We start from the raw sequence: 17666 nt of genomic DNA, 5'->3' as shown, positions 1-17666 counted from the left end.
AATGAGTAGGAAAGAAATTGTAGGGCTTCTTATCGAAGCCAATGAGAAGAATATTGCACTCTTTCTTGAGGGGGATAAACTAAAATACACACTAAAAAATGATACGGTAGCAGATGAATCTTTTTTAGCTCAGTTAAGATCACATAAAGAAGAGATCAAAGAATTTTTAAAAAAGCAATCTGCTGATATTGTTAAGCCTCAGGATAATCCCATCACCCCTTTTGACAGGCAGGAGGTATTAAGGATACCTCTGTCATTTTCTCAGGAGAGGCTGTGGTTTATTGACCGTTTGGAGGGAAGTTCGCATTATCATATCCCTACTATTTTAAAATTAGCCCCTGGGATTGAGGAGGAAGGCGTGAAATATGCTGTTAATGAGCTAATCAATAGGCATGAAACCCTTCGCACAATTTATAAGGAGGACGGGCAGGGGCCATACCAGGAAATCTTACCGCAGGGCAGTTGGCCTTGTACAGTTAGCGAGTCATCCGAAGAGGATCTTCAAAAGCATATTTATAATGTTAGTAAGAAGCCCTTTGATCTTTCCAATGACTGCATGCTTAGAGCAGAGTTGATCAAGTTACCATCTGACCATAAGGTGCTTGTGCTGGTTGTGCACCACATCGCTTTTGATGGATGGTCGCAACCGATATTTATTCAAGAGTTAAAAACATATTATGGGAAATGGATTAGTGGAGATACAACAGGACTTCCACCATTGTCTGTTCAGTATGCGGACTATGCCATGTGGCAGAGGACCTTTATGCAAGGCGATGTATTAGAGAATACCATGCTTTTTTGGGAGGAGCGATTAAAGGGGTTATCTCCTCTCAGCTTGAAAACTGATTATCCTCGACCACCTATTCAAAGCACAAAAGGTAGAACAGTAACCCTCCCTATGCCAGATAAATACCGAGACGCATTAAGGCAGTTTTCTGCTAAAGAAGGAGTGACTCAGTTTATGGTGCTTTTTGCTGCATTTAGCGTATTGTTAAGCAGGTATACAGGAAAAAAAGACATCTGCATAGGAACACCTGTAGCCAATCGGTCTAAGGAAGAACTAGCGTCACTCATTGGATTTTTTGTTAATACCCTGGCTATAAGGTGTAATCTGGGTGAAGGTATGAGCTTCTTACAGTTGCTTGCCCATGTCAAGGCTACCTTATTGGAGGCATATGAGCATCAGGAATTACCATTTGAGAAGATCATAGAGCGGCTTGGTGTTTCGCGTGATATTAGTAGAAATCCGCTTGTTCAAATATTGTTTGTTTTTCAGGAAGCCAATAAAGGCAGCCTTAGCCGTGATCAGGTTCAGGAATCTGGCCCTATACAGGTTATCTCGCAGTCGTCAGATAGCAGCAAGTTCGATCTAACGATGTCGGTAGTTAATGATGAAAAAGGTCTGAGGTTAAGTGCTAATTACTGCACGGATCTTTTTAGTGAGAAAACCATGAAGAGCCTGCTGGCACATTTTGCACAACTTATTATCTCTGCATTGGAGAGCCCTGAAGCGCCTATTCACAGGCTCAGGATGGTAGGGGAGACCGAAGAACATAAGTTAATGAAGTGGTCGAAAGGGCCAACTCAAGAGTTAGGCGGAGCAGGGCTTTTGGACATGTTTGCGAAACAGGTAAAAAAGCATCCTGATAAAGTGGCGATTGTCTCCGAAAAGGAATCGATGACATACCGTGAGGTGGATGTAGCTTCAGACTACCTGGCCAAATCACTGAGTGAGGCAGGAGTAAAAAGCAATGATTATGTGGTCATTTGTCAGAGCAGGTCATTAACTCTTATTGTAAGTATATTGGCAGTTACCAAAGCCGGAGGAACATATATTCCCCTTGACCCTAACCACCCATCCAGTCGTATAGAATGGGTACTTAATGATCTGGGAGCCAACTATGCCGTTGTTAACGATAGTACCACAAAGTTTTTTGAGTCGTTTGATATAGAGCTTTTTCAGACAGATTTGAGACCTGCACCATGCAGCTATTCCGTGGCATTACGGAAACCTGATCAATTGGCATATGTAATTTATACTTCAGGTTCTACAGGCAGGCCAAAAGGTGTGATGATCAGGGAAAAGTCCCTGTTAAATCTTATTCATTGGCATAAGGAAAGATTCGGAAATAATGAACACAGCCACTCAACCGTGGTGGCGGGTGTTGGTTTTGATGCATCTGCCTGGGAGATTTGGCCATACCTGCTTACAGGAGGCACATTACATATTATAGATGATAATACAACGCTATCAGTGATTGACTTGGTTAATGTATTTGAGTCTAAACAAATTACACACTGCTTTCTTCCTACAGCTCTGGTGCCAGACTTTGTGAAATATACAAAAGAAAGGCCTATGAGCCTGAAGCACCTGCTAACGGGCGGAGATGCTTTACCTGCTCTTGATGTATCAGGGCTGGCTTATGCACTGCATAATAATTATGGCCCCACTGAAAATACGGTGGTGTCAACCGCACATCTACTCACTCAAAGTGATGAAAAGCAGGCCCCTGCAATTGGTAGACCGATTAACAACACCTATGCTATTATTCTTGATCAGCACATGAATGTTGTTCCTGGAGGAGTTGAAGGAGATCTTTACCTGGGAGGAGAGCAACTGGCCTCTGGCTATTTAAATAATGAAGAACTTACTGAAAAAGCATTTCTGGATAATCCACTGGTATGGGGTGGAAGTAAAATATATAAAACTGGAGACCGGGCCTCCTGGGATGAAAACGGGGATATATTCTTTGCAGGAAGACAGGACGATCAGATAAGTATAAGAGGTTTCCGGGTTGAGCTTGGAGAGGTTCAGGCCATACTTCAGATGGCTCCAGGGGTTGATCAATGCATGGTAATGGTTAGAGAAGATATTCCAGGGGATAAAAGAATTGCAGCATATGTAGTACCTACGGATATCTACACCGATAATGAGACTCGTGATTATCTCATGGAGAGGTTGCCAAGGTATATGATGCCGGCTGCAATTGTTGAGATTGATCGTTTCCCATTAACTGAGAATGGAAAAATTGATAAATCGAAACTGCCTGTGCCCAAAATATCCGGAGCAGAGGCATATGCAGCACCAGTTTCGATAACGGAAAAAGCCTTGGTACCTATTTGGGCGGAGCTTTTGAAAGTCGAAGAATGCAATATAGGTATTGATGATGACTTCTTTGTAATGGGGGGGCATTCATTACTTGCGACACGTTTGGTGTCTCAAATTGTCCATAACCTGTCTATTGAACTTACAGTAAAGGATGTCTTTTTAAACCCTAATATACGAGACCTTGCCGCGCATATTGATCTTTTGGAGAAGAAGGAGACCGTAGGTATAGAACCTGCAGAACGGGATGGGGTATTGCCTCTTTCCTTTGCCCAAGAAAGGCTATGGTTCATTGATAAGCTGGAAGGTAGCACACAATATCATATTTCATCAACTTTCCCTTTGGGGAGTAAAGCGGATTCTGATGGTGTGGCTCATGCATATCGCTCGGTGATTAATCGCCATGAGATATTACGCACTATCTATAAAGAGCAGGATGGTGTGCCGTTCCAGTATGTATTACCGGAGCAAGACTGGAAGCTGGATAAAGTTAATTTACCAGGAGAGGAGTTATCCACTTATATGGAAGGTTTTAAAAAGAGGCCTTTCGACCTTTCCATGGAAATTCCTATAAGAGGGGAATTGCTGGAAACTGACAAGGGTTTCTTGCTGCTCGTCGTAACTCATCATATTGCTTCAGATGGTTGGTCGCACCCGATATTTGAAAATGAGATGCAGGAATTCTACCAGTCATGGGTGCAGAAAAAAGAACCTGAATTAAGCAATCTAACAATTCAGTATGCGGATTATGCAGTTTGGCAACAATCTTACTTTAAGGGCCAGTTGTTGTCTGCTAAATTGCAATATTGGGAGGAGAAGCTTAAAGGGCTTCAGACACTTGCTTTCCCTACAGACTTGCCAAGGCCAGCAGCCATTAGTACAGCAGGAAGGTCAATATTGAGGAGCTTGCCCAAAGAGCGTTTGTCTGAAATTAAATCTTTGTCCGAAAAGAACGGAGCGACATTGTTTATGACTATGTTAAGTGCTTTTCAGCTATTGCTTAGCCGCTATTCCGGACAGGATGACATTGTTGTTGGTACACCCGTTGCTAACAGAGGACATAAAGAAATAGAGCCACTAATCGGTTTTTTTGTCAATACACTTGTACTTAGAAACAAAATAGATGATGAAGTTACATTTGTAGAGCTTCTTCAACACATCAAGAGCACAACCCTGTCAGCCTACGAGCATCAGGATGTGCCATTTGAAAAAATAGTGGAGCGTGTCGAGAAGTCGCGTGACATGAGTAGGAATCCTGTTTTTCAGGTAATGTTCCTGCATCAGATCAATAAACAAAATTCAGTTACACCTGACCATGAAGTTTCCTTTGTAACTGAATCAAAATTTGATATTACCCTTTCCATAGTCGAAAGTCCTGACCAAGGTTTGAAAGTAGGGGTAACCTACTGTACCGATCTGTTTTTGAAGGAGACAATGGAACAGTTTTTAGGTCAATACATCACTCTTTTGGAGCAAATTGTAGCTGATCCAGAAGCGAAGTTGAGCTCACTGAGCCTGATGAATTCTGAAGAGCAGGAGTCATTACAATCCATTCATTATAATGCACAGCCCTTACCAGAGATCCATGAAACGGTAATGGAAAAGTTTGATCGTCAGGCCTTACTTACACCGGATCATGTGGCCTTATATGAAAGAGATGAAGAGATCACATATAAGGATTTGCAGGTACGATCCAATGCCTTGAGTCATCAGCTTCATGCCAGAGGTGTCCGTCCTGGTGACATAGTAGGGGTGAGCATGGAGCGTTCATCAGATTTGATAATAACCATTTTCGGGATACTCAAAGCAGGATGTGCCTATCTTCCCATAGATTGGACCCAGCCGGATTCACGCCGGGCGTACATCCTTGATCATACCGGGGCTCAATACCTTGTAGCTGATAAAACCACTGGCAGTTTCTATGACGGTTTTGAGGCAGTTACGGTACTTGATTACCAGCATTTAATGTCTGAATCTTCAACATCCGAGGATGAAAAACCGGCTCATGAGTCAGGTATAGAAGATTTGGCTTACATCATTTACACTTCAGGGTCAACGGGTACCCCTAAAGGAGTGATGGTTGAGCATAGGTCTCTAGCCAACCTCATAGAAACCATGCAGGATCAATACCCTCTGGAGGCCGGAGATAGTTATCTTCTCAAGACCAATGTGGTCTTTGATGTGAGCTGCTCTGAACTGTTTGGCTGGTTTGTATCCGGAGGATCGTTGGCTATACTTCCTCAGGGAGACGAGTCAGATCCTATAGTGATAAAAGACGCCCTTGTTCGATATCGGGTGAGTCATGTAAACTTCGTACCCTCCATGTTGGGGCTGTTTTTGGAAGAAGTAGGAAGGAAAGGAAGTACAGGCCTTGAGTCGTTGCGTTACATCATTTCAGCCGGGGAGCCACTGGCCCGTAATACAGTTGATTATTTTAACAGACTGGGTTTATCTACACGTTTAGAGAACCTGTATGGTCCAACGGAGGCTACGATCTATGCTACAGGTTATTCAACATCTTCGTATGAAGGCCTTCGAAGTGTTCCGATAGGAAAACCCTTGAGAGGTGTAAAAGCCTATGTTTTAGACACAGCCAATCAACTGGCAGGTTTAGGAGTACCCGGAGAGCTATGTCTTGGAGGAATAGCCTTAGCACGAGGATACTACAACAACCCCGAATTGACCTCAGAGAAGTTTGTAGATAATCCATACGATGGAGAATCAGAAAGCAGGCTATACAAGACTGGAGATTTGGTTCGTTGGCTTCCTGATGGGAACCTGGAATATTTAGGTCGTATAGATGAGCAGGTTAAGCTACGAGGCTATCGTATTGAGTTGGGAGAGATCACGCACTGGTTAAAGGAGTTCGAAGGTGTTGCTGAAGGAATAGTGCAACTTAGAGGAGAGGGTGAAAATCAGTATCTGGTCGGTTACTATGTAAGTGAAGAGGAATTACTTACCAGTGATATCCGTGAATACCTGCAGGCACACCTACCATCATATATGGTTCCTGATTACTATGTACGGATCGAAGAACTTCCCTTGCTGCCAAGTGGCAAAATTGATAAGAAAAAATTACCTGAACCTCAAAGGATATCTGAAAACACCTTTCAGGCTGCGGAAAATGACGTCCAGGAGGTATTAGCAAAAATCTGGTCCGAATTGTTGAAAATAGATGAACAGTCCATCAGTATAAATGCTAACTTCTTTGAACACGGAGGACATTCTCTCTTGGCTATCAGGTTAATTTCAAGGATAAAAACACAGTTGAAGGTTACAATAGCTGTGAAAGATATCTTCTTGAAGCCTACTATAAAAGAGCAGGAATGTCATATTAATTCTCTTGAAAAAGTTGAGAGGGAAGTAGTTGCAGTTCAGGCCAAAAGACCGGAAAAGATACCATTATCGTTTTCTCAGGAGCGACTTTGGTTTATTGATAAGCTCGAGGGAAGCACGCAGTATCATATACCCATAGTAATGAAGCTGGAAGAGGGTACTTCTGCGGAGGGAATTGCATATGCCTATAGCGAACTGGTCAACCGGCACGAAGTGCTAAGAACAGTTTTTAGAGAGTATCAGGGCGAACCATACCAACAAATTCTCAAGCCACAAACATGGGGGGTAAGTTATGGGGAAGCTAACGAAGAGGTACTCAATGAGGCAATCCATGAAGAAGTGAGAAAACCGTTTGATCTCGCTCGTGATCCTATGCTTAGAGCTAAATTGATCAGCCTGGATACAGGAGGGCATGTTCTGATACTTGTTGTTCACCATATTTCTTTCGACGGTTGGTCTCAACCCATTTTTATGAGAGAGCTAGTGCAGTTCTATCAATCATGGAAGGAAAATAAAGCGCCAGATTTGAAGCCCCTACCTATGCAATACGCTGACTATGCTATTAAGCAACGGGAAAGCCTAAAAGGTGCTGTGTTGGAATCGAAATTAGGTTTTTGGGAGCAGGCTTTAAAAGGGGTATCCCCTCTTAACCTGCCTACAGACTTTACGAGGCCGGCGATGCAAAGTACAAAGGGTGGGTTTGTATCAAAACGGCTGTCAATCACATTAAGTGATCAAATTTCGAATATTGGCAAACAGCATAATGCCACACTTTTTATGACTTTACTGGCTGCTTTTAAAGTATTTCTTTATAGATATACCAGGCAGGGTGATATATGTATAGGAAGTCCTGTTGCCAATAGGCAGGATGAAGAGATTGAGCCTTTGATCGGCTTTTTTGTCAATACATTAGCTTTTAGAACCGGAGTAAATGGTCAGGTTGGTTTTCTTGATCTCTTGACTAAAGTTAGGGATACTACACTGCTGGCATATGATCATCAGGATATTCCTTTTGAAAAAATTGTAGAGAGGGTAGAAAAGCATAGAGATACCAGCAGGCATCCGGTATTTCAGGTGATGTTTAGCTTGATCAATTCTGCTACAGATCAGTCTGTAAAGAAAAGCAGTGCCATTCAGAGCATTGGAGTGTCACGAGAAAATTCGCTCTTTGATTTAAGCCTGATTGCAGCAGAGAGTCCGGAAGGTTTACAGTTGACACTAGAATATTGCTCGGATCTTTTTGAAGAAGGGACAGCTTTGAGAATGCTGGAGCAGCTAGAAACTTTATTGGAGGCAATTAGCAATACACCAGAAAAACCTGTGGGTGAGCTATCCCTGCTACCACGCAAAGAACAAGACAGAATCCTCAATGAATTTAATCCTCATCCGATCAGGGAGACTCGGGGCCATACTTTCCTGGAAATGTTTGATCAGCAAGTCAAAAATTATCCTGAAAGTATAGCGTGTCGCTTTGAATCAGAAGGAATTAACTATAAGTCAGTAGATAATGCCTCCTCAAACCTGGCATCAGAGCTAAGAAACAGAGGTATTGTTTCAGGTGATATGGTGGTCATTTCAATGCAGCGTTCTGTTGATATGATCATAGGCATCTTAGGTATTTTGAAGGTAGGGGGTGTTTATGTGCCTGTAGATCAGAAGTATCCTGATGAGCGCGTTCAGTATATTCTGAAAGATACACAAGCAAAAATCTTTTTGACTGACCAATATCGTGAAGCAGTTGATGAAGCCGATCAAATTATCATTGGAGAGTTAAACCTGTCCGAAAAGGAAACTGTATGGGGAAATCTCACAGGTGTTACCCCTGAAGATACAGCGTATGTCATCTATACTTCAGGAACAACGGGTAACCCTAAGGGGGTAATGATAACCCATGCCAGTCTGGCTTCCAGACTTGAAGAGGAGATGAAATTGCTTTCGTTTTCCAGAAATGATGCGGCATGTCTGTCTACAAATTTTGTTTTTGATGTTTCTGTACTAGAGATATTTTTGACCCTTTATGCCGGGGGAACTTTAGTTATACCCAGTGAAGAGCAGGTGCAGGATTTTGCTCTGCTGGCATCACTGATTGGTCGGGAGCGAGTGACAGTACTTCAAGGTACTCCCAGTCAGTTGGCAGGACTTATTGAGTATTTTACAGATGAACAGGATTTATCTCAATTGAGGCAGATCTGTATTGGAGGAGAATCCTTGAATTCAACGATCATCAGGCAGATTAAAAGTGTTTTGCCAAATGCACAGATCAATAACCATTACGGGCCAACCGAAACCACAATAGATGCTGTATGTCTGCAAAATGTGGAGACCTTTAAACGTAATGTTATTGGCTTTCCATTACCAGGGGTATATGCCTATGTGATGGGAGGCAATATGGATCTAATGCCAGTTGGCATTTCCGGGGAATTGTATCTTGGTGGAGTAGGTGTTGCTCTCGGATATTTAAACCAACCTGAGCTTACGCGAGAGAAGTTTGTTGATAATCCCTTTGTAGATGGTGACAGGCTATATAAAACAGGTGACATCGTTAGGTGGTTGGCCGATGGTTCATTGGAATATCTCGGCAGGGCAGATACCCAGGTGAAGATACGAGGCTTTAGAATTGAATTAGGGGAGATAGAAGTCGCTCTACAGGATATGCACGGTATATCGCAATGTGTAATTGATGTATACGAAAAAGTGGTGGGCGACCCATCCCTGGTTGCCTATATCGTACCTTCTCAAAATTATGATGAAAGTGAAATACTGCTTCAGTTAAAAAAGCAATTGCCAGTATACATGTTGCCCGCCCATTTCATTACACTGGATCATATTCCTCTTACTATTAACGGAAAAGTGGATAGGAAGGCATTGCCAAAACCTGAGCTAACAGATAAAAATGATTATGTTCCGCCGCAAAATAAGCTACAACAGCTTTTGGTGGATGTTTGGGCGGAGTTACTCAGTATTGATAGTGAAAAGGTTAGCATTGATGATAACTTTTTCCAACTGGGAGGACACTCGTTGTTGGCTGTAAGATTAATGGCGAGATTGAAGAAAGTACTCTATGTACAGATGCCTATTGCCGCTTTATTTGAATGTCCCGATATACGTTCGTTAGCTCTTAAGATAGAAATGGTGATGGAGGGGCAGTCTCAGGAACAAGCTTCTACACTTATACCTATAAATAAGTCCGGTACGAAAAGGCCTATATACCTCGTTCACGGTGGGGGAGGTAGTCCCATGGTCTTTTATCCATTGGCTAGTAAACTGGGAAAAGATCAGCCGGTTTATGCGTTTCAGGCTCAGGGGTTTGAAGGTTTAGACAAAGCTCTGGAAACAGTAGAGGAAATGGCTGCTCAGTATTTGGAAGAGCTGCTGAAACAACCTCACGACGGATCATTTATAATTGGTGGTTACTCCTTTGGAGGTAGCATTGCTTATGAAATGGCGCTAAGGTTGGTGCAAATGGGCTATAAAGTGGAGCATCTAATTTTATTTGATGCTATGGCGCCTTATGTAAAGCAACAAAACCCATTCAAAAGCGAAGATGAACTGTTACATGGTATTGCAGAAGTATTTGGCCTTATGTACGGAGAGACCATTAGCCTGAAGGTTGAGGATTTAGTAGGTCTTGATCCGCATCGTAAGTTTGATAAAATACATTCAAGTGTTCTGGATTGCGGAATTGAAGTTTCGGTTAATCAATTGAAAGGTTTCATTACAGTATACAGGGCAAATCTTTTTTGCGAATACTATCCGGAGATTAATGCTAAACCGAATTTCCAAATCACGCACTTTAAAGCAAAGCAGATGACTTTCTGGCAAAAGGATAATGAGTCGGAGTTTGATTGGAAAGGCTTCACTACAGGGAAAGTAGTGGAGCATACTTTGGAAACAAGCCACTGGACCTTGCTTAATACAGCTGGTGCTGCAAGGATTAGAGAAGAGCTTGATATAACCCTTTAATAAAATAGAAGTGAAAAATTGTTTTAAATTATTTATCTGTCTGGTTATATTTTTAAGCCAGTTTATGACTTTAGCCGTTGATGCTCAAGATATCACGGGCCGGTTAAGAGTAATGGCGGAGGAGCAAAGTGAGAAAGGTCATATACCAGGAATGGTCATGATAGTGGTTAACAAAGGAGATACCTTTGTTGAGTCATTTGGATATGCTGACCTTCAGACTGGTAAAAAAGTAGATAGTCAGAGTCTTTTTCAGCTTGGGTCGTTAAGCAAGGCTTTCACCTCTCTTGGAGTTTTAAAGTTAGTTGATCAAGGAGAACTTAAATTAGATGATAAGGTAGACGATTATCTGCCATGGCTTCAATTTTATCATGAAGATAGCTCTGTTGGCGTGACCATAAGGGATTTGCTTCATCATACAAGTGGTATCCCTTGGGAGACAATAGCCGATATACCGGAGGCTAACGATGAAAATGCATTGCTACGAACCGTAGAGGCTCTTAAAGACCAGGAATTGAGATTTGAGCCAGGAGAGGAATTTGAGTATGCTACCATCAACTACGATGTACTGGCATTGGTTATAGAAACTATTACAGGACATACTTTTGAAGACTTTTTGCAAAAAGAGGTTATTGATCCGCTAGGTCTACAACATACCAGTATAGGGGCACCTAACGATTCGTCAGCAATGACAGTTGGATACAAAAGTTCATTTTTCCGTCCTAAAGCTTATAATGCTCCTGTTTATCGAGGCAATAATGCTGCAGGATATGTCATATCTAATGCTGATGATATGGCGAGGTGGCTGAAAATTCAATTGGATCTGCAGCCAAATGTATTGTCCAGGCTTGTTGCTGAATCTCACATAGCGGATGACAGGGTCGCCCCTGTACATCTCTCATACTATGCTATGGGATGGGAAGTATCACTAAGAGGGGATAAGAGGGTATTTCATCATGGGCAAAATCCGAATTATAGCAGTCATATATCATTATTGCCGGAAGAGGGCATTGGTGTAGCCATACTGAGTAATTCAAGCAATGAATTGATGAGTGAGATTGCCTATCAGGCATTACACATACTCAAAGGAGAAGAACCAGATGAAGATAGGGTACTGGCAGAAGGAGATGGTAACGATAAAGCCTTTTCAGTTGTATCAATTATTTTATGCGTTTATCTGCTCATCCTTTTGGTGTTTTTTGGGAAAATGACAATAGACATAAGTAAGGGTAGAAGGACATTTAAAGTTCCTGATATGAGACTGGTATTAACCAGTATGGCTTCTGTAGGCTTTTGCATCCCTTTGCTGATTGCCATCTACCTGCTTCCCAAAGCGCTGGGGAATCTTAATTGGGATACAATAAATGTTTGGATGCCTTTTAGCTTCAGTACCATGGTAACCTTGCTTATTTCATCCATGATATCCAGTTATCTGGTGTTCTTTATTGCGCAGCTTTTTCCAGAGCCAAATGAAGTAAAAAGAGAATTACCTAAAATAGTACTTTTTAGTATTATCACGGGTATCTCCAACATGGTGGTCATATTTATTATAACCTCTTCTCTCCGTCATGTCATGGATTTGGAATATCTCATATTCTATTTCCTCATAGCCATGAGCATTTATGTCTTTGGTAGAAAACACGTACAGACACGTATTGTAAAGGTAACGCAGAACCTGATCTTTGAAATCAGGCTGAAAATGATCTCGAAGATATTTTCGACCTCATATCAGAGTTTTGAAAAGCTAAAAAAAGGGAGAGTTTATGCTACATTAAACGACGATGTCTCGGTAGTCGGTAATTCCACAGGCATGATAGTGACTATAATCAGAAATACCATAACCATAGGAGGGGCATTTTTTTACATGGCTACGGTTGCCTTTTGGGCTACTATGCTAACGCTAACATTGATTGTTTCAATTACCACATTTTATTACTTTGTAAGCAGGAGAGCTCAAGGGCACCTGGAGATAGCTAGAGATACACGAGATGAGTTCATGTGGCAGATCACCGGACTGGTTGAGGGTTTTAAAGAACTGTCTCTGCACTATGGGAAAAAGAAAGGGTATAACGCCGATATTGAGAAAACAATTGGAGATTTTAAAACTAAAATATACACGGCCCAGATTAATTTCATTAATGCTTTTCTGATAGGAGAGTCGTCGCTTATACTGGTGTTGGGTGTTGTTGCAATAGTCTTACCTAACCTAATGCCTGGAATTGAAAATTATGTGATCACCAATTTTGTGATTATCCTGCTTTACTTAATTGGGCCTATCAACGAACTGCTAAGTGCTGCACCTTCAATTGTGCAGCTTAAGATCGCCTGGACAAGAATTCAAAAATTTCTTCTTGAAATTCCTGCAAATCATGACTGGCAAGCTTCTCAACTTACAGATCGTACTGCTTTCGTAGAAGAGTTGAAAATCGAGTCGTTGTCATTTGAGTATCAGGTGGCGGCTGATTCTAAGCCATTCAGGGTCGGTCCGATCGACTTAACTGTTAAGAAAGGAGAAGTTCTGTTTATAATTGGTGGAAATGGAAGTGGGAAAACAACCTTTGCAAAGCTCTTGACAGGTTTGTATATAGGAAATTCCGGGCGAATATTAGTAGACGGAAAGGAGATCAAAAATATAGGGGAGTATTATTCTGCGGTATTCAGCCCTATGCATTTGTTTGAGAAAATATATAATGTGGATCTAACTGATAAAAAAGATGAAATAGATCGGTACCTGAGGTTGTTGGGCTTGTCAGATAAGGTGACCATTGAGAATGGACATTTTAGTACAACTAAACTTTCTGCCGGACAGCGAAAAAGACTAGGGCTTTTACAGTGCTACCTTGAAGATCATCCAATCTACCTCTTTGATGAATGGGCAGCAGATCAAGACCCTGAGTATAGAAATTTCTTTTATAAACAGTTGATCCCGGAAATGAAAAGGAACAACAAAATTGTAATCGCAATAACCCATGATGACCATTACTTTAGCGTTGCCGACAAAATTCTGAAGCTGGATACAGGAAAACCGTCGTTTGTGTCTAATAATTATAAGGTAGAGGATGTTTTAGTTCAAAACCTGAATTAATGATTATTTAATTCAAAATTTAATATAGCAGATCATAAGAATATCTCTTTCTGGAAAATATTTCTTGTTTTCTGCGGTTGTTTAAATTAATAGTAATTTATAAATGAGTAAGTTAAAATTATTTGCCTTTCCATATGCCGGAGGTTCATCAAGTATCTATCATGGATTAAAACCCTATCTACAGAGCCATATTGAATTTATACCTGTAGAGCTAGCTGGTAGGGGCCGAAGAATAGGGGATGACTTATATGCCGGACTGGCTGAGGCAGTTGATGATCTATATAGAATTGTATCACCTCAAATTAAGTTTTCTCCATTTGCCTTTTTGGGTCATAGTATGGGCAGTTTGTTGGCTCATGAGCTGACAGTTCGACTTAAGTATGAATTGGGATTATCTCCAAATCATTTATTTTTTTCCGGCAGAGGGGCAATACAGGTGAAAAGGAAGGATGAAAAGATGTATCACAAAATGGATGAAAATCAATTCAAGGAGGAGATACTTTTGCTGGGAGGTACACCTCCGGAGTTTTTTCAGCACCCCGAGCTACTGGAGCTGTTTTTGCCATTGCTGAAAAATGATTTCAGAATTGCAGAGACGACACCTGATATTGAAGGTTTCAAGCGGTCAGATGTAGATATTACCGTGTTCACAGGAAAAGAAGACGACCTTACGGAAGCACAGGTGCAAGGGTGGAAACAGTATACAAATGGAGGCTGTGAGATTCATGAATATGATGGTGGACACTTCTTTATTCATCATGAAATGGAGTCAATTGCTTCAGTAATTAATGCTACTACAGGTCAGCTTGTTACGAGATAACTTGAGGGAAAATTATTGAAATGCTCTAATTTGTAACTATCAGATTTATAGGCAATTACAAATAGAAAATTTTACTTTTAGATGAAAAGATCAAAAAATCTTTCATAATTTTTGTTTTAATATTGTTATAATTCGTTCCGTTACTTAATTTTAAACCATTGCTAACTAAAAACAATTATTATTATGAGCAAGAAGAAGATGGATATCCAAAAAGTAAAGGATATGATGCTTTCAAAAATGGGACAAGCTAACCTTAAAGGTGGCTTCAAAAGTAATGACTACATTATTGCCGGATGCTGTACTCAAGGGTGCTGCGAATTCGAGGCACTTAGATAATTAGTTATTTAGTCTCGACAATACAGGTGGCAAAAGCCACCTGTATTAATTTTATGGATATATTATTATATAATATATCGACATACATGCCAAGTCTCATGGCGAAGATCAATGGCAAGCGTGCTTTATAAGCAAACGCAGTTGCTTGCCAAACTAAATTATACCCGAAATACTATACTAAATATATGAGCAAATTTTGGTGGCCTTTAGACCTTTCTGAGAGGGCGCAACGCATTTTTGAAGACACAAGAAAACATTTTGAACAAGAGCAGCAACAACTGGATTGGGAGAGTGCAAAATCGGTAAGTAATCTTTCTTCAAGACTGATGAAAGCTAATCTCAACGAAATTCTGGAGCGCGATAGTTTGCCTAATTTATGCCATATCATTAATGGCTGGGGAAATGCCGCAGTAAATGACCACCATCTTTTAGATTATTTTGAAGACTTTGTTCATTACAACGAAGACAACAAGCCTCACATACTACAATGCCTTCCTGAAGGAGATTTTCACCCCTGGCAAAGTTTTGCCTATGCTGTAATGGCTGGCATAAAAGGTGATGAAGAGTTTGGGAAAAGAGGTCTCACACTATCTGAGGTTTCAAAGAATAGCCGATATGTTAATCATAACGAAGGTGAGGAGTTAGGACACTTATTGTTTGCGCTGTCATTTCTTGAAGACAAAGTTACTCCAGAACCGTTCGCGTTCAGAGATCGCCAGGCTGACTTAGAAGAGCTTATGGAGTGGGCTACTACCACGCATGTAACAGGTACTTTCCGCGTATGTCGTAAATTTCATCTTACAGAGGGCCTTTGCGCGGTATCTACAAGGTTTAAAGGTTTTGAACCTTACCAGGAAATCGCTCCATATTTCCTTGAAGGGCAATTGAACATGATTTTCCTCTTGTCTATTATTCTGGATGAGGCATTAGAAGCTATTGGAAGTGAAGATACGATGGAGGAAGGAAGTGTCGCAGGCGAGTTGAGAGAAGTGATGGCTGTGAAGGAATATTTTGAAAACCACCTGTACTATGCAGGTCACATCATCGAATTGGCAACTTTTGCACATTTGCTAGGTTTCAAAATGTCTGATGCACATCGCAATGCTATGATTAAAGTGATCAATCAGTTGAATAGCATATTTCCTAAGTATATTCCTGCGCTTTGTTTTAGTGAAGCATTCTTGGGAATAGGGCATTACCGACGTTCGGTTACACTGCTCATGGAAATCATGCAGCGGGAAGCAAAAGGAGAGGCAATGGACTGGGAGATGCTCAAAAAATTCACGGTTGATTTTAACCAGATTGAGCCGCTAACATTTACTGATGATGAAGTAAAGGAAAGTGAACAATTAGTAGCATTAGAGGTTTTTAAGTTGGCTGAGCCATCTGAAAAAACCAATGACTATCTTCAACAGATTATTACAGCATATGAGGGTCTTACACCTTCCAAGCAATTTTCTCTGCGAAGCAAATTTCCTCACTTCCGACGCGTATTACCAGAAGGTTGGCCTCGTTCTGTCCATTTTGAATTGTTGGATTACGATACAAAGTCAGAGGAAATAGGACTCGAATTCCACCTTGAAAGTGAAGAGGTGAAATTCTTACAGTCCTCTTTGGGAGAATTACGCGATTTATTATCCAAGGCCTTTCCTGAATATGAAGTTATTGATGACCTCGAATGGTATCATGGAAAGGGGCGCGTTAAAATTGCTCTTCCCTATAACGAGGGAGCTGATAATACAGCCAGAGCTTTTATGAAATTTATTGAGGTGAGTCATCCGTTTATCCATGAGAAACTAGAAAAGCATTTTAATCACCTTCAACAGGTTAATGTGCTATAACCTAAATATCGAAAAAGATAAAGTTTAAATAAGAGCGAGGACATTCTATGAATTGGGAGGATGTAAAAAGAGACTGTCTATACTATAAGGGACATATTCCATGCTTGCCTAATAAGCAGAATGGCCACGTTTGTTCCAGTTGTAAGGCTTATAGTAAGATATCCAAAAGAATCCTTATTATTAAACTTGGAGCTATCGGAGATGTTATCAGAACGACACCACTTTTGCAGAAGTATAAAAAACTTTATCCAGGGTGCCATATTACATGGATAAGTGATTATACAGAGGTTCTTCCTAAATCATGGATTGATCATATCATTCCAATGACCTCCAGAAAAATGATGGAGGTCTCTTATACACAATATGACATTGCTGTAAATCTGGACAAAGAACCAGAGGCCTGCATACTTTTAAAACAGGTTACTGCTCATGAAAAGTATGGGTTTACCTGGGAAAACGGCATAGCACCCGCTACACGGGCTGCCAAAGCTAAATTGCTTACCGGTTTATTTGATGAGCTGTCAAAGCAAAATAAAGCCTCTTACATTCAGGAGATCTTCTCTATATGTCATCTTGAATATTCTGATGAAAGGTATATTCTGGACATTGACCCGGTACACCATAGTCAATGGAAAGAGAAACTGCAAAATGAAACATCGTTACCTGTAATAGGCCTGAATACCGGGGCCGGACAACGATGGCCGACAAGGCAATGGCCACTTGAGTATTGGGAGTCTTTAATTAGAACCCTTCAGGACAAAGGATATTTTTGTGTGTTATTGGGGGGGAAAGATGAACATGAGAACAACACAAGACTTAATGAAAAGACTGGAGCCTGGTACCCTGGAAATTTTCCAGTGCAGCAGTTTATTGCTTTAATTGCTCAATGTGACCTGATTGTAAGTCAGGTTACAATGGCCATGCACTTATGTTTGGCCTTAAATAGAAAGTTGGTTTTAATGAATAACATCTTCAATCCTTATGAGTTTGACTTATTTGATCAGGGAGAAATTATACAGCCTGAAAAAGCCTGTGAGTGTTATTTCGGGGCCTCATGTGTGTATGGAGAAAGCTGTATGAAATATATTACACCGGAGTCTATAGCTGATGCAGTTGAAAGGCAACTGCCGGTAAAACAGGGAAATATGGAACCCAATTATTCTTTAAAATATGACTTTTGAA

Annotated in this window: 6 protein-coding genes; all 6 read left to right on the top strand. The window is 40.9% G+C overall.

Annotated elements, in window-relative coordinates; genetic code table 11:
- The first annotated feature begins 1 nt into the window (after position 1).
- The gene (locus JMN32_RS23520; RefSeq protein WP_202858833.1) at positions 2-10405 is read left to right on the top strand and encodes a non-ribosomal peptide synthetase; all 10404 of its coding nucleotides are present in this window, start codon (positions 2-4) and stop codon (positions 10403-10405) included.
- Between the two features lie 64 nt (positions 10406-10469).
- A complete protein-coding gene (locus JMN32_RS23515; protein ID WP_202858832.1) occupies positions 10470-13487 on the top strand; it encodes a cyclic peptide export ABC transporter in 3018 nt (1005 codons plus the stop codon).
- Positions 13488-13590: 103 nt separating this feature from the next.
- Complete coding sequence (locus JMN32_RS23510) at positions 13591-14307, top strand: thioesterase II family protein (RefSeq protein ID WP_202858831.1); 717 nt, start codon at positions 13591-13593, stop codon at positions 14305-14307.
- 183 nt (positions 14308-14490) lie between these two features.
- On the top strand, positions 14491-14643 hold the full coding sequence (locus tag JMN32_RS23505; protein WP_202858830.1) for a hypothetical protein: 153 nt from the start codon (positions 14491-14493) through the stop codon (positions 14641-14643).
- A 185-nt stretch (positions 14644-14828) separates the two neighbouring features.
- Positions 14829-16484: a hypothetical protein gene (locus JMN32_RS23500; protein WP_202858829.1), complete on the top strand. Its 1656-nt coding sequence runs from the start codon at positions 14829-14831 to the stop codon at positions 16482-16484.
- A gap of 47 nt (positions 16485-16531) precedes the next feature.
- Positions 16532-17665: a glycosyltransferase family 9 protein gene (locus JMN32_RS23495; protein ID WP_202858828.1), complete on the top strand. Its 1134-nt coding sequence runs from the start codon at positions 16532-16534 to the stop codon at positions 17663-17665.
- Position 17666 lies beyond the last annotated feature (1 nt).

It is taken from the genome of Fulvivirga marina (assembly GCF_016775155.1).
Taxonomy (GTDB): Bacteria; Bacteroidota; Bacteroidia; order Cytophagales; family Cyclobacteriaceae; genus Fulvivirga; species Fulvivirga marina.
Note: the sequence above shows the minus strand (reverse complement) of the source record. Positions and strands in the feature narration are given on the sequence as shown.